The 19,684-nt window shown below is 69.0% G+C and carries 13 protein-coding genes and 1 tRNA gene; 9 read left to right on the top strand and 5 right to left on the bottom strand.

From position 1 onward, the window contains the following. Positions 1–137 precede the first annotated feature (137 nt). The gene (locus tag Q5H91_RS04665; protein ID WP_305172054.1) at positions 138–1,532 is read left to right on the top strand and encodes an MATE family efflux transporter; all 1,395 of its coding nucleotides are present in this window, start codon (positions 138–140) and stop codon (positions 1,530–1,532) included. Here the strand turns inward: Q5H91_RS04665 and Q5H91_RS04660 are convergent. Continuing rightward, entirely contained in the window at positions 1,510–2,406 is an 897-nt protein-coding gene (locus Q5H91_RS04660; RefSeq protein ID WP_305172053.1) for a diacylglycerol/lipid kinase family protein, read from the bottom strand. The genes Q5H91_RS04665 and Q5H91_RS04660 overlap by 23 nt on opposite strands. A 70-nt stretch (positions 2,407–2,476) precedes the next feature. Here Q5H91_RS04660 and hemB point away from each other — a divergent pair, with 70 nt between their 5' ends. Both hemB and Q5H91_RS04650 read left to right on the top strand, forming a co-directional pair. Then, a complete protein-coding gene (gene hemB, locus Q5H91_RS04655; RefSeq protein WP_305172052.1) occupies positions 2,477–3,466 on the top strand; it encodes a porphobilinogen synthase in 990 nt (329 codons plus the stop codon). Then, the gene (locus Q5H91_RS04650) at positions 3,463–5,673 is read left to right on the top strand and encodes a fused MFS/spermidine synthase (RefSeq protein WP_305172051.1); all 2,211 of its coding nucleotides are present in this window, start codon (positions 3,463–3,465) and stop codon (positions 5,671–5,673) included. The genes hemB and Q5H91_RS04650 overlap by 4 nt, the downstream gene beginning before the upstream one ends. A 4-nt stretch (positions 5,674–5,677) precedes the next feature. Here Q5H91_RS04650 and Q5H91_RS04645 read toward each other — a convergent pair whose 3' ends face one another. Then, a complete protein-coding gene (locus Q5H91_RS04645; protein WP_305172050.1) occupies positions 5,678–6,178 on the bottom strand; it encodes a hypothetical protein in 501 nt (166 codons plus the stop codon). A 104-nt stretch (positions 6,179–6,282) separates the two neighbouring features. Between Q5H91_RS04645 and Q5H91_RS04640 the strand changes: the two genes are divergently transcribed. From Q5H91_RS04640 to Q5H91_RS04615, 6 genes are all read left to right on the top strand, one after another. Beyond that, a tRNA-Arg gene (locus Q5H91_RS04640) sits at positions 6,283–6,359 on the top strand. A gap of 467 nt (positions 6,360–6,826) precedes the next feature. Beyond that, complete coding sequence (locus Q5H91_RS04635) at positions 6,827–8,578, top strand: ShlB/FhaC/HecB family hemolysin secretion/activation protein (RefSeq protein WP_305172049.1); 1,752 nt, start codon at positions 6,827–6,829, stop codon at positions 8,576–8,578. A gap of 23 nt (positions 8,579–8,601) precedes the next feature. Then, positions 8,602–14,154, top strand: a complete 5,553-nt coding sequence (locus Q5H91_RS04630) for a beta strand repeat-containing protein (protein WP_305172048.1) — start codon at positions 8,602–8,604, stop codon at positions 14,152–14,154. Between the two features lie 87 nt (positions 14,155–14,241). Next, the gene (locus tag Q5H91_RS04625) at positions 14,242–15,522 is read left to right on the top strand and encodes a glycoside hydrolase family 130 protein (protein WP_305172047.1); all 1,281 of its coding nucleotides are present in this window, start codon (positions 14,242–14,244) and stop codon (positions 15,520–15,522) included. Between the two features lie 43 nt (positions 15,523–15,565). Further along, positions 15,566–15,859, top strand: a complete 294-nt coding sequence (locus Q5H91_RS04620) for a hypothetical protein (protein WP_305172046.1) — start codon at positions 15,566–15,568, stop codon at positions 15,857–15,859. 268 nt (positions 15,860–16,127) lie between these two features. Further along, positions 16,128–17,969, top strand: coding sequence for a DUF885 domain-containing protein (locus Q5H91_RS04615; RefSeq protein WP_305172045.1), 1,842 nt, complete (start codon positions 16,128–16,130; stop codon positions 17,967–17,969). On the opposite strand, the gene Q5H91_RS04610 is transcribed toward Q5H91_RS04615, so the two are convergent. The 3 genes from Q5H91_RS04610 to Q5H91_RS04600 all read right to left on the bottom strand — a co-directional run bounded on the left by Q5H91_RS04610 (position 17,966) and on the right by Q5H91_RS04600 (position 19,604). Beyond that, the gene (locus Q5H91_RS04610; RefSeq protein WP_305172044.1) at positions 17,966–19,015 is read right to left on the bottom strand and encodes a glycoside hydrolase family protein; all 1,050 of its coding nucleotides are present in this window, start codon (positions 19,013–19,015) and stop codon (positions 17,966–17,968) included. The two genes, Q5H91_RS04615 and Q5H91_RS04610, sit on opposite strands and share 4 nt — an antisense overlap. A gap of 61 nt (positions 19,016–19,076) precedes the next feature. Further along, positions 19,077–19,334, bottom strand: a complete 258-nt coding sequence (locus tag Q5H91_RS04605; RefSeq protein WP_305172043.1) for a hypothetical protein — start codon at positions 19,332–19,334, stop codon at positions 19,077–19,079. Between the two features lie 3 nt (positions 19,335–19,337). Then, a complete protein-coding gene (locus tag Q5H91_RS04600; protein WP_305172042.1) occupies positions 19,338–19,604 on the bottom strand; it encodes a hypothetical protein in 267 nt (88 codons plus the stop codon). Positions 19,605–19,684 lie beyond the last annotated feature (80 nt).

Genomic DNA, 19,684 nt, shown 5'->3' with positions numbered 1-19,684 from the left:
CGGCCGCTTGGTCACCGTGTCCATGGGTCCCGGCGTTCGCCGGGATGACGAAGAGGGGCGGTGCCGCTCATAACCACCCTCGACACGGGCCCGCCGACCCGGCATCCCACCCCCCAGCCGACAGGAGGGCCAGGCAATTGGCGAAACCGCAGCGCGATCTCACCACCGGCCCGATCGGCACCACATTGCTCGCCTTCGCGCTGCCGACGCTGGGGTCGAACATCCTCCAGTCGCTCAACGGCTCGATCAACGCGATCTGGGTCGGGCGTTTCCTGGGGGAGGGGGCGCTGGCGGCGACGTCGAACGCCAACATCATCATGTTCCTGATGTTCGGTGCCGTCTTCGGCTTCGGCATGGCTGCGACCATCCTGACCGGCCAGAGCTGGGGCCGCGGCGACGTGGAGGGCGCACGGCGCGCCTTCGGCTCGGCGATCGGGCTGGTGCTGGCGACCTCGATCGTCGTGGCGCTGCTCGGCTGGGCCTGCTCGCACGACATCCTCCTGCTCCTCGCCACCCCGCGCGAGGCGCTGCCGCTGGCCGATGCCTATCTGCGCGTCATCTTCCTCGGCCTGCCCGCGTCGATGATCCTCGTCCTCGCGATGATGGGGCTGCGCGGCACCGGCGATTCAATGACGCCCCTCTGGTTCATGGTGCTGGCGGTGATCGTCGACACCGGGCTGAACCCGGTACTGATCCTCGGCCTCGGGCCATTCCCGCGGCTCGGCATCGCCGGCTCGGCCTTGGCGACGCTGATCGCCAACGGCGTGTCGATCGTCGCGCTGGTCGCCTATCTCAACCTGCGCGACCTGCCGATCCGGCTGCGTGGCGCCGAGCTGTCCTACCTCCTTCCTGACCGGGCGCTGGTGAAGACCATCGTTGGCAAGGGGCTGCCGATCGGCGCGCAGATGCTGGTCATCTCGGTCGCGGGGCTGGCGATGGTCGGGCTGGTCAACCGCGAGGGGGTGGCGACCACCGCGGCCTATGGCGTCACGCTCCAGCTCTGGGCCTATATCCAGATGCCGGCGCTGGCGATCGGCGCCGCGGTCAGCGCGATGGCGGCGCAGAATATCGGCGCGGGCAAGTGGGACCGGGTCGGCCGGATCACCCGTGTCGGGCTGATCTACAACGTCGCGATGACCGGCGTGCTGGTCGTCGCGGTGCTGTGGTTCGATCGCACCACGCTCGGCCTGTTCCTGGCAGAGGGCAGCGCCGCGATCCCGATCGCCCAGCGCATCGGCCTGATCGCCAGCTGGAGCTTCGTGCTGTTCGGCGCGACCATGGTGCTGTTCGGCACGGTCCGCGCCAACGGTGCGGTGTGGGGGCCGCTGGTCATCCTGTTCGTCGCGATGTTCCCGGTACGCCTCGGCATCGCATTGCTCGCACATCCTGCGCTCGGCGCGGATGCGCTGTGGTGGAGTTTCCCGACCGGCTCGGCGGTGACGCTGCTCGGCGCGACGCTCTACTATATTTACGGCCCGTGGCGGAAAGGCCGGCTGATGGTGCCGGCGTCTAGCCCTGCCGCGGCGGAGTAGGCGGCGCCATCACCTCGATCACCCCGGCCGCCACCTTCGCCGTCACCGGCGTCCGCGCCAGTACCTCGCCGTCGATCGAGATCGGCAGCCGCGGCTCGGTATCGACATGGACGCTCTTGGCGGAAAAGCTGATCGTGTCCTGGTGCCGCGCCTTCAGCCCCAGGATGCTCGCCATCCAGTTATAGACCAGCTTGCGCTTGTAACGCCCGCGCACGGCCTGGACGACGATCTCGCCCGAATTGACCGACGCCTCGTCGACCAGCCAGGTGCCGCCATGGTACGGTCCATTAGAGATCCGCACCTCCACCACCCGCATCTTGCGCTTGGTCGTGCCGTCGTCGACATGGAGCGTGAACGGCTTGAACCGCCCGAACTGATAGCCGGCCCAGCCCAGATAGCCGACCATCCCCAGCACCTTCTTCAGGCCGTGCGGCACCGTCTCGGCGATCTGCGGGCTGATCCCCATCGCCGCGCAATTGGCGAAATAGTCGCCGTCGATCATGCCCAGGTCGATGCGCCGCGTGTGCCCGGCCCTGATGACATCCACCGCCCCCTCGATCGTGCGCGGGATGCCGAGCGTCCGCGAGAAGCTGTTGGCGGTACCGAGCGGCAGCACCCCCAGCACCACGTCCTGCCCGACCAGCAGGTCGACAAGCCCGCTGATCGTTCCGTCGCCGCCGCCCAGGATGACGAGGTCCGGCTTGGCCGCCAGCACGTCGCGCACGGTCGCTTCCAGCTGCTCCGGATCCTCAACCGCGCGGGCATCGACCTTGTACGGCAGACCCTGCATCGCCGCGCAGGCGCGCTTGAACAGCTTCTGCCCCTTTCGCGATTTCGCGTTGACGATCATCGCCGCCGACCGGATTTCCCGCATGATCGATACACTCCCGCAACCATCCGCCCAACGCTTGCGGGCGCGCGTCCGATCCCGCATGGGCGGGCCCATGTCCTCCTTTCCCGCGCTCCGCCTCCGCCGCACCCGCGCCTCTGCCTGGAGCCGCCGGCTCCATGCAGAGACGGTGCTGACCCCGGCCGACCTGATCTGGCCGCTGTTCATTGCGGAAGGGTCACAGGCGGAGGAGCCGATCGCCAGCCTGCCTGGCGTTTCACGCTGGTCGGTCGACAATATCGTTCTACGCGGGCGCGAGGCGCGCGACCTAGGCATCGCCTGCATCGCCCTGTTCCCCAACACGCCCGCGCACCTGCGCTCCGACGACGGGGCGGAAGCGCTGAACCCCGACAACCTGATGTGCCGCGCGATCCGCGCGTTGAAGGACGCGGTGCCGGAGATCGGCGTGCTGACCGACGTCGCGCTCGACCCCTATACCACCCACGGCCATGACGGGCTGGTCGATGCCGCCGGCTATGTCGTCAACGACGCGACTGCCGACGCGCTCGTGCAACAGGCGCTCAACCAGGCGCGTGCCGGCTCCGACATCATCGCGCCTTCCGACATGATGGACGGCCGTATCGGCGCGATCCGCGGCGCGCTGGAGGGCGAGGGCCACCGCAACGTCCAGATCATGAGCTACGCCGCCAAATACGCGTCTGCCTTTTACGGTCCGTTCCGCGACGCGGTCGGCAGCCGCGGCCTGCTGAAGGGGGACAAGAAGACCTATCAGATGGACAGCGCCAACGCCGAAGAGGCGCTGCGCGAAGTCGCGCTCGACCTGGCCGAGGGCGCCGACAGCGTCATGGTCAAGCCCGGCCTGCCCTATCTCGATATCGTCGCCCGCGTGAAGCAGCGCTTCGAGGTGCCGGTCTTCGCCTATCAGGTGTCCGGCGAGTATGCGATGCTGGAGGCCGCGGTCGCCGCCGGCGCCGGCGAGCGCGACGCGCTCGTGCTGGAAACGCTGATGGCATTCAAGCGCGCCGGCTGTTCCGGCGTGCTGACCTACCACGCCGGCCACGCCGCGCGGCTGCTGGGCAGATGAGCGAAGCCTTGAGGGCGCCGGACGGTGCCGCGGCCTATGCCAGCCGCGCGCTCTTCGTCCTGACCATACTGACCGGATCGTTCCTGCTGTTCCTCGTCCAGCCGATGGTGGCGCGCATGGCGCTGCCGCGGCTGGGTGGGGCGCCGGCGGTGTGGAACTCGGCGATGCTCGTCTATCAGGCACTGCTGCTCGGCGGTTACGCCTATGCCCATGGGCTCGGCCGGCTGCGGCCGCGGGTGCAGGGGATGGTTCATCTCGGTGTGCTGCTCGCCGCTGCCCTCTGGTTGCCGATCGGGCTGACCGCATCGCAGCTGCCGGCTGACGCCCAGCCGGCGCTGTGGGCGCCGTGGCTGCTGCTGGGTTCGATCGGACCGCTGTTCTTCGCGGTTTCGGCGCAGGCGCCACTGGTGCAGCGCTGGTTCAGCGTGGCGAGCGGCGGGCGCGACCCCTATGCGCTCTACGCCGCGTCCAACCTCGGCAGCTTCGCCGGGCTGATCGCCTATCCGCTCATGGTCGAGCCGTTGATGGCGGTCAGGACGCAGAGCCTGTTCTGGAGCGGCGGCTATGTCCTGCTCGCCGCCCTCGTCGTCGCCTGCGTCGCCACCCTGCCGCGCGGGTCGGAGCCGGCCGCGACCGCCGCCACCCCCTCCGCGCGGCCATCGCCCCGGACGATCGGCTGGTGGATCGCGCTGGCGCTGGTCCCGTCGGGGCTGATGCTCGCGACCTCGACCTACATCACCACCGATATCGTCGCGATGCCACTCCTCTGGGTGTTGCCGCTCGGGCTCTACCTGCTCAGTTTCACCGTCGCCTTTGCCGACCGGCGCGGGCCGGCGGACTTCATCACCCGGATCGCACCGATCACCATCCTGCTGTTCGGCGGGGTGATGATGGGCGGCTATCAGGAGGGGCCGTGGTTCACGCTGGGCATTGCGCTCGCGCTGCTGTTCATCGCCTCGGTCGCGCTGCACACCGCGCTCTATCGCTGCCGGCCCTCGCCCGATCGGCTTACCGGTTTCTATCTCGCCATGGCCGCGGGCGGAGCGCTGGGCGGGGTGTTCGCCGGGCTGGTCGCGCCGGTGGTGTTCGACTGGACCTATGAATATCCGCTGCTGATCCTCGCCGCCGGTGCGCTGGCGCCGCAGACCTTTCTCACCGCCGGCATCCGCAACCTGTGGTGGGGTAGGCGGCGACCGATCGCGCTGGCGATCGTGGTGGCCCTGCTTGCCGTGCTGCTGATCGTCGGCGCGGTCGACGGGGCGGAGACGCAGCGGCGCGGCGTGTTTTTCCTCGCCATCGCCGCGATCGGCCTGGCGTCGGTGGGGATGCGGCCTGCCTATGTCGCTGTCCTCGCCACATCGCTGATGCTGTTCGGCGGCTATCGCTCGCTGGCGCTGTCCACCGAGCCGGGTGCGCGGACGCGGAGCTATTTCGGCGTCTACACCATCCGCAGCGGCCCTCGCCTGCGCGAGCTGGACCACGGCACGACCGTCCACGGCATCCAGCTCGCCGGCACCGTCGCGCGCGAGCGCACGCCGACCACCTATTACGCGCCCGGCAGCGGCGTGGGGCAGGCGATGCAGGCCCTGCCGGCACTCTACGGCACCCATGCGCGGGTCGGCGTGGTCGGCCTCGGCACCGGTACGCTCGCCTGCTACGCGCGTCCCGGCCAGAGCTGGCGCTTCTACGAGATTGACCCCGCGGTGATCCGCATCGCCCGCGACACCGGCCAGTTCACCTATCTGTCGCGCTGCCTGCCGCATCCGGAGATCGTGCTAGGCGACGCGCGGGTCAGCCTGGCGCGCGCGGAGCCCGCCTCGCTCGACCTGCTGGTGCTGGACGCCTTCTCGTCCGACGCGGTGCCGATGCACTTGATGACGCGCGAGGCGTTCGCCGCCTATGCCCGCGTCGTCGGTGCGCGCGGGCTGCTCCTGGTCCACATCTCCAACCGGTTCCTCGATCTGGAGCCGGTGGTCGCCGCCGCGGCGCAGGAAGGGGGCTGGGCCGCGACGCTGCTCGACTACAAGCCGTCGACACTCGACACCACCGCGTCCCACTCGTTGTGGATCGCCCTGTCGCGCGACCCCGAAGTCCTCGCCCGGCTGACGCACAGCAGCAGGGACTGGCGCGCGCCCCAGACCCGCCCCGGCATCGCCGCCTGGACCGATGATTATTCGACCATCCTGCCGCTCCTGAAACGGCCCTGAGCCGTCAGGCGGCGGGCAGCAGCGCCTGCACCCGGTCGAGTGCCGCACCCTGCCGGTCGACCTCGGCCGATGCCGTCTGCTCCAGCGCCTCCAGCGATGGATAGGGTGGGGTGAGCATCGCCGCCCGCGCGCTGCCGGCCGCCTCTGCATCCGCCGCGATCGCGGTCGCCTGTGCCCGCCAGTCGTCGAGCCCGGCGAGTGCGGTCTGCACGTCGAGCCACGCGTCGCTGCCGACCGTGCGTGCGCCCGCCGCCTTCGCCATCCGCTCGGTCTTGGCGGCAGCCTCGTCGAACCCGCTCGCCACCGCTGCCAGCCGCGTCCGCCACGTCGCGATCCGTGCGTCGAGCGCCGGGTCGGCCACCACCGCCTGTTCCGGCGGGGCAGGGGGATCGGCGAAGTTCATCGCCTCGACCGGCCGTTTGGCGAGCGACGGATAGGCGGTCCTGTCCCGCGAACAGCCGGCGATCAGGAGCGGCAGCAGCGCCAGCGCGGGGAGGATCTTCATGCGCGATGTCCTACGATCCGCACCCGCCCCGCACAACGGCGCAGATTTTCTGTCGATTGCCCTTGCGCCCTTCCGGAACCCTGCTATTGGCGCACCTCCATTGCGCGCCCGTAGCTCAGCTGGATAGAGCATCAGACTACGAATCTGAGGGTCGGACGTTCGAATCGTTCCGGGCGCGCCACTTGGAAAACCACGGAAAGAGTGGGTGAAGCTGGGTCAGAAATGATCCGGCTTTTTTCGTTCGCCGATCGCCGGCAGAGGGGGAAGCCTCCTAGTGTCGGGTGTTTGATCCCGTGGTTCGACGGCCCGCTCCTCTCGTCGGATCTCGAAGGCTGCCGCACCGCATAGGTGCAGGACGGGAGCGCCACGACCAACCCGCCCCGGAATACAGCGTCCTCTCTCCCGCATATCGAAGCGGCAAGCCAGAGCGGCGGTGCGCTGAGTGCGTCTCACGATGTAGGCGCAAGCTGTCGGCCAAACGCCGCGCGGACAGGGGCGCAGTCGAACGCCTGATGGTCGGCGATGCGCCAGACTGAGGCGCTTGTCCACAATCACAGCCGATACGTCCTGTAATGCGACAAACGACTTATCGGGGCTTAACCATCCCGGAACGAGGAGGGACGCGCACCTACAGAAGGCCATCGTCCCTTGCCGTCACTTCATGATCGATCCGCTTCTCTCCGCCGGGCGCTGAGCCTGCTCGCCGGCTCTGCCAGCCTGTTCGCAGCGGCCTCTGCTGCCGCGCAGAGCGTGCCCAATGCCGGCTCGCTGCTCAACGAACAGCGCAGCACTGCCACCACGCCCCGCCCCGTGCCCGAGGCGGCGCCGGTCATCGCCGTGCCCGAGACGCGCACGGCGGTGCCGGCGGGCGAGGTGTCGGTGACGATCCGTGCCATCACCTTCTCGGGCGACACCGCGCTTGCCGACAGCGAGGCGCTGGTCGAGCGTACGCGCGAGGCGATCGGCCGGACGCTGGACCATCCCGGGCTGCAGGCGCTGGCGGATGGCGTGACCCGCTACCTGCGTGCGCGGGGCTATGCGCTCGCCTATGCCTATCTGCCGCGGCAGGACGTGACCGAGGGCAGCGTGACGATCGCCATCGTCGGCGGGCGCCTGGCCGGTGCCGACGCGGTGACGGTGGTCGGCCGGACGCGTATCGATCAGCATCGTCTGACCGCACCGATCGTCCGCGCCACCCGCCGCGACGCGCCGCTGCGGACCGCGGAGCTGGAACGCGCGATGCTGCTGGTCAACGACCTGCCCGGCATCACCGCGCGCGCGACGCTGGAGCCGGGCAGCCGCACCGGCACCAGCCGGCTGGTCCTCCAGGCCGAGGAGGCACCGCTGATCGGCAGCGAGCTGTCGATCGACAATTATGGCAGTCCCAGTACGGGGATGTTGCGCACCGGCGCGGGGCTGCGCCTGAACGATCCGTTGCGCATTGGGGACGAGGCGGCGCTGGGTGCCCGCTTCACGTCGGGCAGCACGCTCGTCAATGGACTGTACGCGCTGCCCCTGTCGGCATCGGGATTGCGCCTGACACTAGGCGGAAATTACCTGGACTACCGGGTCGACCAGCCGCGGTTCCGCAGCCTGTCGCTGGCCGGATCGGCCACTGCGGCCTCGGCGCAGCTCGGCTATCCGGTCGTGCGCAGCCGCGCGGGCAACCTGTATGCGACCGCCGGCTACGAGCATCTGGCGCTGAAGGATCGCGCACGCGGCATCGGGATCAGCAACCGCCGGATCGATGCGGTGACGCTCGGCCTGACCGGTGACGGCTTCGACAGCTTCGGGCGCGGTGGGCTCAGCGAGGCAGCGGTGACGCTGACGGTCGGTGGCGCGGACCTGTCGCGCAATCGCGACCAGCTGCTCGTCGACCGGCTGACCGCACGCGTCGACGGCACGTACCTGAAGGCGACGGGACGGCTGTCGCGCACCCAGACGCTGGATGCCGCCGATCGCTGGACGCTGTTTGCTGGCCTGTCCGGACAGATGGCCAACCGCAACCTCGACAGCTCGCAGAAATTCCTGTCCGGCGGTCCCTCCGGCGTGCGGGCCTATTCGGTCGGCGAGGGGATCGGTGACGAGGGAGTGCTCGGCACGCTGGAGCTGCGGCGCCTGATCCCGGCACCGCCGCTGAAGGCCACGCTGCAACTGCTCGCCTTTGTCGATGGCGCGCGCCTCTGGCTGAACGATCAGCCCTGGCAGGGCGCCGCCCGCGACAATGATCGTGGGCTGTACGCCGCCGGCATCGGCCTGAACGCGGCGGGCGAGCACTGGTCGATCCACACCGCCGTCGCCCGCCGCATCGGTGGCGACGTGCGGCAGGACACGCTGCTCGTCGGGCCGACCGACACGTCCGACTGGCGGGGCTGGTTCCAGGCCGCCGTCCGCTTCTGATGCTCTCTATCGCTGGATCGATCATGACCTTTTCGCACGCACCCCGCCGCCGCCTGCTCGTCGGCGCCAGTTCCGTCGCCCTGCTCGGCACGCTCGCGCTCTCCACGCCGCTCAGGGCACAGACCGCCCCGGTGCTGCCGACCGGCGGCTCCGTCGTCTCGGGCAGCGCGACGATCACCACCGGCGCGAACCGCGTCGACATCCACCAGACCAGCGACCGGATGGTCGCCAACTGGACCGGCTTCGATATCGGAGCGGGCGGCGCAGTGGTCTTCCAGCAGCCCGGCGCGAACAGCGTCGCGCTGAACCGCGTGACCGGCGGCAGCGCCAGCCAGATCCTCGGCCGGCTGTCCGCCAATGGCCAGGTCTGGCTGCTGAACCCCAACGGTGTCGTGTTCGGACGTGGCGCGTCCGTCGATGTCGGTGGGCTCGTCGCCTCGTCGCTGGCGCTGTCGGACGCCGATTTCGCCGCAGGGCGGCTGCGGCTGACCGGCGGCACGGGCGCGGGTGCGATCGTCAACGGCGGGGTGCTGGGCAGCGCGGCCGGCGGTGTCGTCGCCTTGGTCGGACCCAGCGTCACCAACAGCGGGACGATCACGACGCCGGGTGGCAGCACGGTACTGGCCGCGGGCGATGCGGTGACGCTCGACTTCGTCGGCGACGGGCTGGTCGGCTACCGGGTGGAGCGCGGCGTGCTGGGCGCACTGGCCGGTAACAGCGGCACGATCGACGCGTCCGGGGGCCTGGTTGCGCTGACCGCGCGCGGCGCCGACGCGGCGACCGCCAGCGTCGTCAACAACAGCGGCCTGATCCGCGCGACCGCGCTCGTTTCCCGTGCGGGGCGCATCGTGCTCGACGGGGATGCGACGGCCGGCGCGGTCGACCTGACCGGTACGCTCGACGCCTCCTCCGCCTTCGGCCGGGGCGGCGCGATCACCGTGACGGGGCATGACGTGGCACTGTCCGGCGCCGCGATCGATGCCAGCGGCACGGCCGGCGGCGGCATCGTGCAGATCGGCGGAGGCCGGTTCGGCAAGGACGCCGGCGTCGCCAACGCCACGAACCTGACAGTGGACGCCGCCAGCACGATCCGCGCCGATGCCACGACCAACGGCAATGGCGGCGAGGTCACCGCCTGGTCCGACCGCACGACCCGCTTCGCCGGCCGCCTGTCGGCCCGCGGCGGTGCCGCCGGCGGCGATGGCGGCCAGCTGGAGGTGTCGGGCAAGGAGGTGCTGCACTACGCCGGTATCGCCGACGCGCTGGCGCCGATGGGGCGGACCGGCGACCTGCTGCTCGACCCGACCAACATCACGATCGAGGGCGGATCGGGCACCAGCGGCGATTGGACGTCGGGGACGGGCGACATCACCGTGTATGCCGCAACGCTGGAGGCGCAGACCGCCAACGTGCTGCTCCAGGCGACGCGCTACATCACCTTCAACGACCTGAACGGCAATGGCGGCGATGGCGACATCGTCATGCAGCGCAACGTCAGCTTCCGCGCGGAAACGCTCAACGGCCTGAGCGGCACGCCCAGCAGCCGGCGCGCCTCGATCCTGTTCGCCAACCCCGACAACACGCTGAAGGTATCGGGCACCGGCAGCATCTACATGAACGGCGGCGGCCTGGGCGAGGGGTCGATTGGCGAGCGGATTGGCGAGAACTCGACGCAGAGTCCCGGCATCGTCACGGGCAGGCTGGGCACGTTCAACCTGATCGCCGGCGATCCGGGCGACGTCGGCGACAATCCGGCGATTGGATCCTTGCCCAGCCACGATGTCGGCGTGATCGGCAACGGTACGCCGGGTGCGGGCAGCATCACGCTGCTGGGCGCGGACGGCATCACCGTTTCCGGCAACATTACCACGCACGGCGGCTATGTCCGCATCTCCGGCGATTCGGACAATGGCGGCAACGGATCGATCACGCTCAACAAGAACATCTCGACCGAGGGCGGCAATCTGTACGTCTATTTCGGCCGGTCGCCGTCCAGCGAGACCAACGTCGCGACGATCGGCGGCAACGTCACCCTGGGCACGGGCCGACTGGTCTTCGGCGACGAGGTGAAGACGGCCAACCCGTCGGCCCCCAATCTGGGCGATTCTACGGGGATCAAGCGGCTGAGCGGACTGCTCGACCTGTCCGGCAACGTCAATTTCTCGACCCCGCTGACGATGCTGGGCGGTGCCAACATCCGCACCGACGGCAACATCAACTTCACCAGCACGGTCAACTTCAACACCGGCAGCCAGTCGCTGACCCTGCGCGCGACCAACATCAGCTTCGCCGGTGCGACGCTGCAGAACAGCTCGACCGCCAACATCATCCTCGAGCCGCACGATCCGACCACCAACATCAACCTCGACGGCAATGACGGCATCGTACCGAGCAGCAGCTTCACCCAGCTGGCGGGTGTCCGCAACCTGACGATCGGTCGCCTCGACGGCACCGGCACGACGACGATCAGCAGCAGCGGCTTCGCCTTCGGCGCGACAGAGCGACTGACGCTGCTGAACGGCGCGATCCAGGTGGACGGGCTGCTCCGGAACACCAGCGGCACCGGATCGGTGCTGGCGCGGGCCGGGTCGACCGACGTGACGATCGGCAGCGGCGGCGCGATCAGCGCGCCGGGCAGCGGCACGGCCGTAATCGCCGCGGCGGCGCGCAACTTCGTCAACCTGGCGGGTAGCGGCGCGCTGGTCGCGAGCGGCGGGCGCTGGCTGACCTATTCGACCGATCCGACTGCCGACACGCGCGGCGGCCTGACCATCGATTTCAAGCAGTATGCCGCGACGTACGGGCTGACCGCACCGGCGCAGGCGAGCGGCAACGGCCATCTCTACACCGTCGCGCCGATCGTCGGCGTGGCGCTGACCGGCACGACCACCAAGGTCTATGACGGCACCACCGCCGCGACGCTGGCGCTCTCGAACTTCGCGACGAGCGGCGGCATCGACGGCGACGATGTCAGCCAGATCATGGCCGGCTACACCTCCGCCGCCTATGCCGATCGCAATGTCGGCACGGGTAAGGGCGTGACCGCATCGGGTCTGACGCTGGGTACCGCGCAGAACGGCGCCGTTACCGTCTACGGCTATGGCGTCGGCGCGAATGCGACCGGGCTGATCGGCACGATCACGCCGCGGACCGTTACCGCGCAGGCCGTTGCACAGAACAGGGCCTATGACGGCACCGTCACCGCGACCGCCACGCCCGGCTTTGCCGCCGGCGCGGTGATCGCCGGCGACGCGCTGAACGTCAGCGCAAGCGGCGCGACCTTCGCCGATGCCAATGCGGGTTTTGGCAAGACGGTGACGGTGTCGGGCCTGATGCTGTCGGGAACGGATGCGGCCAATTACCAGCTCGCCACGTCGACCGCCACGACCACTGCGACGATCACCCGGCGCATCGTGTCGGCGATCCTCGGCGCGCAGGACAAGGTCTATGACGGCACCACCGCCGCCACGGTCGCGGCCGGCTTCGGCAATGGCGCCGTCATCGGCAACGACAGCCTCGCCGTCAGCGGCACCGGCACCTTCGACACCCGCAATGTCGGGATCGGGAAGACCGTCACCGTCAGCGGCCTGACCCTGACCGGTGCGGACGCGGGCAATTACCAGCTGTCCGCCACCACCGGCACGACTACTGCCGCGATCACCCAGCGGATCATCTCGGCGCAGTTCTCGGCTCAGAACAAGGTCTACGACGGCACCACCGCCGCCACGGTGGGCATCGACTTCGCGAACGGTGGGCTGATCGCGGGTGACAGCGTCAGCGCGACCGGAACCGGCACGTTCGACACCCGCAATGCGGGTACCGGCAAGACGGTGACGGTCAGCGGTCTGACCCTGAGCGGTGCGGACGCGGGCAATTACCAGCTGTCCACCACCGCCGGCACCACCACCGCCGCAATCACCCAGCGGATCATCTCGGCGCTGCTCTCGGCCCAGAACAAGGTCTATGACGGCACCACCGTCGCCACGATCGGCGTCGACTTCGCCAACGGCGCGCTGATTGCGGGCGACAGCGTCAGCGCCACCGGGACCGGCGTGTTCGACACCCGCGATGCGGGCACCGGCAAGACGGTGACGGTATCTGGCGTCACCCTGACCGGTGCGGATGCGGGCAATTACCAGCTGTCCACTGCCACCGGCACCACGACCGCCGCGATCACGCGGCGGATCATCTCGGCGCTGCTCTCGGCTCAGAACAAGGTCTATGACGGCACCACCGTCGCCACGATCGGTGTGGACTTCGCGAGCGGCGCGTTGATCGCGGGTGACAGCGTCAGCGCCACCGGGACCGGCGTGTTCGACACTCGCAACGCGGGGACGGGCAAGACGGTGACGGTGTCTGGGGTCACCCTGACGGGCGCGGACGCGGGCAATTACCAGCTGTCCGCCACCGCCGGCACCACAACGGCCGCGATCACGCAGCGGATCATTTCCGCTCTGCTCTCGGCCCAGAACAAGGTCTATGACGGCACGACCGCGGCCGTGGTCGGCGCGGCTTTCGCCAATGGCGTGCTGGTCGCGGGCGACAGCGTGAATGTCGCAGGCACCGGCAGCTTCGACACCCGAAATGCCGGCACGGGCAAGACGGTGACGGTGAACGGCCTGGCGCTATCGGGTACGGATGCGGGCAATTACCGGCTCGCCGCAACGACCGGCACCACCAGCGCCACCATCGCGCCGCGCCTGGTCACGGCGCTGGTGACGGCCAATGACAAGACGTTCGACGGCACCGTCCTTGCGACGCTCGCGGGATCCCGGTTCGATGGCCTGATCGCGGGCGACAAGCTGACGGCGACCGGCAGCGCGCGGTTCGACACGGCAGCGGCGGGGCTCGGCAAGGTAGTGACCGTCAGCGGCCTCACCCTGACCGGAGCCGATAGCGGCAATTATCGGCTCGCATCGACCAGCGCTGCGACCAGCGCCGACATCCTGCCGCGTGCCGACGCCGCGACCCTGCTGGCCGGGATCGTCGGCAGCCCGCAAGGGGCCAACGGCACGGCGCAGGAAGCGGGCGGCACCGCCGTTGCGGCCGCAGCGGTGATCGGTGACGCCCGGCGCGACGCAGGAGCGACCCTGGTCACCGCGCTGCCCGCTCCGAGCGGCGCGGCCGGGCTGGTGTTCGGCAATCATGTCGTGAGCGCCGCCGGACGCACCAGCCTGCTCCTCGACGAACCCGCTACGGCGGCGATCCGCGGCGAGCCGATGAGCATCTATCGCAGCGCGACGGGTACGCCGCTGAACCTGATCGGCACCTATGTCGCGACCGATGGCGGCAACACCGTCGCGTTGCAGGCCAGCGCCAGCGGTGCGCTGCCCCCGCCGGCGCTGCGCGCTCCGGTGACGGCGGTGCAGGCGAGCGCGGAGACGCCTGCCGGGCTGCTCGACCTTTCGGTCGGGGAAATCGCACCGGGCGTGCTGATGATTACCGTGATCCGCGATCCGGGCGACACCGATGCCGAGACGGTCGCCCTCTATGGTCTCGCCACCGCCAAGACGAAGCTGGCGCTGTCTGTAGCGCAGATCCGCACCGTCGTCGTATCGCGAGGCGCGGCCCGGTGATCGACAGCCACGCCTGAGAACAGCTCGACGCGGATCGATCCGCGTCGAGCTTCGCTTTCCCGCCATGTGGACAGCGAGGACTGGCTGATGGAAGCTGCGGACGTATTCAGGACACTCGATCTGGAACTCAAACCGGATCCGGCGCGCACGGTCATCCGGCCATTCGGCTTCAGCTACCCCGCGGCGTTCGCCGATGGGCGACCGACCCGGTCCGAGGCGGTGGCATCGCGCCTGATGGCGCTGTCGCCGGAGATGCGGCAGCGGATGCTGGGGCTTCTCCACAATGCGATGCAGTCGCGGCACCGGAACGTCGACGCCGTATTCCTGCGTCGCTTCGCGGAGGTGAGGGACGAGCTGGGTGTCAGCGTCGAGGCGGAATGCGACCAGCTGCTGGTCGGCGCCTATTTCAGCCAGGAATATGCCTTCGAGAGCGCCGCGCTGTTCAATCCCTCGATCATCGCGGTGCCCGATCAGGACGAGACCGACGATAGCATCGCCTTCCTCCTGTCGCTGCGCGGCGTGGGCGAGGGGCATATCTCGTCGGTGACGTTCCGCTCGGGCACCTGGGATGGTGCGGACGGTCTGGTGGTCGATCCTCCAAGCGCGCAGGGCGTCCCCCCGCGGATCGAGAAGGACGACGATGCGGGCTGGGTTCGGCTGCGCGCCGACGACAGCGAGGACATATCGGAAACCGTGATCTTCCCGACCTTGCCTAGCCAGCGGCAGGGAGTGGAGGACCTGCGGCTCGTCCATTTCACCGATGACGACGGCACCGAGAGCGTGATCGGCACCTACACCGCCTTCGATGGCCGCGAGGCACGCCCGGAGCTGTTGCGCGGGATAGACGTGCGTACCTACGAAATGCGGTCGCTGACCGGCGCGATGGCGGGATACAAGGGCATGGCGCTGTTTCCCCGCCGGATCGACGGGCAGTTCGTGATGCTCGGCCGGCAGGACAACGAGAATATCTGGCTGTCGCGGTCCGACGACCTGCACCACTGGGAGACTGGCGAGATCATCATGGGGCCGCGCTACCCGTGGGAGTTCGTTCAGATCGGCAATTGCGGCTCGCCGATCGAGATCGACGAGGGGTGGCTGGTGTTCACTCATGGGGTCGGGCTGGTGCGCGGCTACTGCGTCGGCGCGTGCCTGCTCGACAAGGCCGATCCTGCGAAGGTCCTGGCGCGGACCCCATCGCCTCTGCTGTTCCCTAGCGGCGAGCAGCGCGGCGGCTATGTTCCCAACGTCACATATAGCTGCGGCGCGCTGCTCCACAAACGACGCGTGCTGCTGCCCTATGCGATCGCCGACGAATATTCGGCGTTCGCGGTCGGCGCGGTGGACGACATCCTGTCCGCGATGCGCTAGATGGGGGTGAACGACTGACGCATACTGAACCGGGGAGAACGTCATGACCGGCACAGCCTACGCCGCGTGGATGAAGGCGGGCATGGACACCTGGCTGCTCGGCGCGGAGGCCGGCACGGTGATGGCGCTGCGTATGGCGCGCATCGCCACCGGCGGCGCGGCGGGCGGTGCGGAGGCCGAACTGATGGTCACCGAGAAGGTGCGCGCCGCGATGGAATTGCAGACCCGCTTCATGACCGGTGCGCTGGCGCTGACACCGCTCGGTGCGGTGCAGGGCACGCTGAAACATTACCGCCGCAAGGTGGCTGCCAACAACAAGCGACTGAGCCGCCGCTAGATTTTGGATGTGGCAGGGCCGCCGGGATCGCTTCGGCGGTCCGGTCATGACGGAGATCAGGCGGCGACCGTCTTCGCCGTTGGCCGACAATCGCGAGCGGTCGCACCGACCATGCCTAAGCCCATCAGCATCATCGCCCAGGTTGCGGCCTCGATTACGACGTCGCCGTTGGCCCTGGATCTCGCTCGCGTCGATTTAGCGGGATAGGGCGCTTCACCCGCGCGCCGCATGCTCGTAAGCCGGATGATCGAACCACCGGGGAATGACGATGCGCCGACTGCCTTGCCTTCAAGCCGCGGCCCTCGTGCTCGCCGCGCCAGCCCTGCTCGCCGCCCATGCGGCGCTTGCCGCCCCGGCGCCGGCCCCTGCGCAAGCCGAAGATGCGCGGCTCTACGCATTCCTCGACACGGAATTTGCCGAGGAGCTTCGCGAGCGTCCGCAGCTCGCCACGCAACTCGGGTTGAAGGAGGGGCAGGATCGGCTGGACGATATCAGCGATGCCGCTGCCCTGCGACGGCTGCAACGCCGCCGCGCCAGCGTGGCGCGGATGAAGGCGGGCTTCGACCGGGCGAAGCTCTCGTCGGACGCGCAGGTGAACTACGACATATGGGCGCTGGAGCTGGATCGCGCCGAGCTGAGCTATCGGTTCCGACTGCAGGCGCCGCCCTTCTATTCGTTTCTGTATTCGACCCACGCGCAGCTGCCGAACTTCCTTATCAATACCCATACGGTGCAGGACGCAGGCGACATGCGCGCCTATGCCGCGCGGTTGCGGGCGATCCCGGCGGTGCTCGATACGGCGATCCAGCTCAGCGAGGCGTCCGACGCGGCCGGCGTGCGCGCGCCCAGGTTCCAGATCGAGCGTGTCATCACGGGCAGTCGGGCGATCGTGACCGGTGCGCCGTTCGACGACGGCGCGGCGTCGCCATTGTGGGCGGATGCGCAGGCCAAGGTCGCGAAGCTGCGGGCGGGTGGCAAGCTCGATGCGGCGCAGGCGGACGCGCTCCTCGCCGACACGCGCGCTGCGCTCCTGACGATCAAGCCCGCCTATGACCGCGTCATCGCCTGGGCACAGGCCGACCTGCCGTCCGCGCCGGGCGGGCGGGTCGGGGCGCTGACCCTTCCCAACGGGGCTGCCTGGTACGCCGCGGCTCTGAAGCTCAACACCACTACCGACCTCACCGCCGATCAGATCCACCAAATCGGCCTGTCGGAGGTGAAGCGGATCGAGGGCGAGCAGGATGCACTCGCCCGCGCCGCCGGGCTGAAGGATCGCCAAGCCTTCTACGCGGACATCGCCCGCCGCTTTCCGGTGGTCCCCTGGACCGACGCGTTGCGCGCGAAATATCTGAAGGACGCCAACGCCGCGCTCGCGTTCAACCGCACGCTGCTGCCGAAATACTTCGGCAAGCTCCCGGTCCACGCCATGGAGGTGGTCCGCGAACCGTCGTTCAGCGAGGTCGCCGGGGGCGCCGCCCATGCCGCGGGCCCCAGTCGCGACGGCGCACGGCCCGGCCGCGTCTATGTCCACCTGCTCGGCACCACCGATGCGACGCCGCCATCGGCGCTGCGCGACCTGATGTGCCACGAAGGCGTGCCGGGCCATGTGATGCAAGGGGATATCCAGGTCGGCCAGAGTAGCGGGCCGAAGTTCCGCCAGAGCGCACGCTATGTCGCGTTCAGCGAGGGCTGGGGCCTCTATGCCGAGGCATTGTGCAAGGAGATGGGCGCTTTCCCCAAGCCGTCGGACGACTTCATGCGGCTCGATGCGGAGCTGTTCCGGGCCGCGCGGCTGGTGGTCGACACCGGCATCCATGCCAAGGGTTGGACCGAAGACCAGGCGATCGATTATATCGTCCATACTGGTCGCGCCGCACCCGATCAGGGCCGTTCCGAGGTGCGCCGCTACATCACGCTGCCCGGGCAGGCGACGGGCTACAAGATCGGGATGCTGAAGATCGTGGAGCTTCGCGGGAAGGCCGAGCGGGCGCTGGGGCCGAAGTTCGACATTCGCGGCTTCCACGACCTCCTGATCGGCTCGGGATCGCTGCCGCTGCCGATCCTCGAGCGTCAGGTGGACGCCTGGATCGCCGCCCGTCGCGGGAGTTAACCGGCGGGCGGGTAGGCCGCGACCAGCGCATCAAGTTGTGCGCGGCTGATCGCGATCATCGAACCGTGCCGCAGGCCGGGCGGCATCGCATAGCGGTCCCACTCGGCCACCCCCGTGTTGCCGGAAACCTGATACCACGGCCCGGCGAGCCGTGGTGCCTTGGACAGGCCATAGCTCGTTCCGGCATATTGCTCGTAGTAGAGCAGCCAGTCACGATCGTCGGGCGATCGGATCAGCGTCGGCGCTTCGCGGAAGTTGGGGCTGAGCGGCGGGCCGGGCAGGGGGTAAGGCCCGGTCAGGGTCGGCGCACAGCTGATCCGCACCGTCTTGCCCGTCGTCCAGTCGTACGATGGATAGCGTTCGTCCTTGAAGACCGCGCAATATCCGGGCGTGCCCACATCGTTGGGAACGACGAAGGTGTCGATCGTCGCCATGTCCCAGTCGAACAGCCGCTGCGGGCGGGCGGCGAAGCGCTTCAGATCGGGCGACAGCACGTAGAGCGTCCGCTGGCTGGTCCAGTAGCGCTCGGGATCGTCCGATGCGCCGGGAACGTTCGGGGTGTGCCAGGTCAGCAGATAGCGACGGGACGGCGGGTCGTAGAACAGCTTCGGCGCACCGATCCGCTGGAGCGCGCCGGGCAGGCCGGCAATATCGCGCAGCTCGGGGCGATAGCTGCCGAACGCCGTCCAGCGCACCAGATCGTTCGACACCCAGAAGCGGATCAGCGGGTCGTCGTCGCTCCGATTGCCGACCAGATAATAGCGACCATCCTCACCGCGCGCGATCGACGGGTGGCCGTGATAGTCGCTCGATACCGGCTGGCCCCGGTTCAACTGTCGCCAGTGCAGACCGTCGCGGCTGACCGAATAGTGCAGCACGCCGTACCGCTCCTTGGTCATATGGGCGAACAGATACGCCTTGTCCGGTGCGACATAGGGGGTTTCCGGAGCACCAGCCGGCACCGTGCGCTGCTGGGCCGAGATCGCCGGGGCAAGCAGCGCAAGGAGGATGGCAGCGGTGGACCAGATCGGGCGTGATCGCGTCATGTCATCTCTCCTGTGAGCCTGCATCGTCGTCAGCAGTGGCGCGGCCCGCCCCCAGCAGTCGCTAGAGTCCGGCCCTTTCCAGCGCGTCGGCCAGTTCCGGGTCAATCGTTCCGACGTCCTTGGGCGTGAGCCGGTTCAGGACGGTCTGCACCCGCTTCTGTGCGACCTGCAGCGTCTTGTGGCGCACCTCCCGAATGGCATTGGTCCGCCACGAGGGACTTTCACCCAGAAGCGCCGCCCATTTCGCCTCCTCCGCGGCCAGGATGGCAAGCGCCAGCCTCAGCCCGTCGCGTCGGCCCCGATCATAGTCGTCGGCCATGGATCAGCGGTCCTCGTCGGAATCGCGGTCCACGGCATCCATGAAATCGCGTGCGGCGTCTCTGTCCGCCTCGTCCTTGAACGCGACCTCCAGGTCCGGTGCCGCTCCCAGCATATAGGCCAGGCACCAGAGCGCGAACCGCCTGCCGGAATCCCGCTCCAGCCCGAATTGCACGAGCAGCCGGTCCAGGCCGGCCGCGAGCGCCTCCGGCGCGAGATCGGCGACATCTTCGGTGCCGAAGAAATGGATGAGCATCTGATCGAAGTTCATGCCTGTCCGTACCTGAGCCAAGGCCATGTCCCAAGTCCGATCGCGGTCGAACAGGTGGCGGAAGAGGCTTGCCTGGCGGC

Origin of the sequence: Sphingomonas aurea, assembly GCF_030678875.1 — a bacterium.
GTDB lineage: Bacteria > Pseudomonadota > Alphaproteobacteria > Sphingomonadales > Sphingomonadaceae > Sphingomonas > Sphingomonas aurea.
The sequence above is the reverse complement of the archived record's forward strand: the minus strand, read 5'-3'. Positions and strand labels throughout refer to the sequence as shown.

What these genes read in the sequence shown, in the direction of transcription:
- Q5H91_RS04660 (WP_305172053.1), bottom strand. Translation starts at nt 2,406, where the DNA reads ATGCGGGAAATCCGGTCGGCGGCGATGATCGTCAACGCGAAATCGCGA.
- hemB (WP_305172052.1), top strand. Translation starts at nt 2,477, where the DNA reads ATGTCCTCCTTTCCCGCGCTCCGCCTCCGCCGCACCCGCGCCTCTGCC.
- Q5H91_RS04650 (WP_305172051.1), top strand. Translation starts at nt 3,463, where the DNA reads ATGAGCGAAGCCTTGAGGGCGCCGGACGGTGCCGCGGCCTATGCCAGC.
- Q5H91_RS04645 (WP_305172050.1), bottom strand. Translation starts at nt 6,178, where the DNA reads ATGAAGATCCTCCCCGCGCTGGCGCTGCTGCCGCTCCTGATCGCCGGC.
- Q5H91_RS04630 (WP_305172048.1), top strand. Translation starts at nt 8,602, where the DNA reads ATGACCTTTTCGCACGCACCCCGCCGCCGCCTGCTCGTCGGCGCCAGT.
- Q5H91_RS04625 (WP_305172047.1), top strand. Translation starts at nt 14,242, where the DNA reads ATGGAAGCTGCGGACGTATTCAGGACACTCGATCTGGAACTCAAACCG.
- Q5H91_RS04620 (WP_305172046.1), top strand. Translation starts at nt 15,566, where the DNA reads ATGACCGGCACAGCCTACGCCGCGTGGATGAAGGCGGGCATGGACACC.
- Q5H91_RS04615 (WP_305172045.1), top strand. Translation starts at nt 16,128, where the DNA reads ATGCGCCGACTGCCTTGCCTTCAAGCCGCGGCCCTCGTGCTCGCCGCG.
- Q5H91_RS04610 (WP_305172044.1), bottom strand. Translation starts at nt 19,015, where the DNA reads ATGACGCGATCACGCCCGATCTGGTCCACCGCTGCCATCCTCCTTGCG.
- Q5H91_RS04605 (WP_305172043.1), bottom strand. Translation starts at nt 19,334, where the DNA reads ATGGCCGACGACTATGATCGGGGCCGACGCGACGGGCTGAGGCTGGCG.
- Q5H91_RS04600 (WP_305172042.1), bottom strand. Translation starts at nt 19,604, where the DNA reads ATGAACTTCGATCAGATGCTCATCCATTTCTTCGGCACCGAAGATGTC.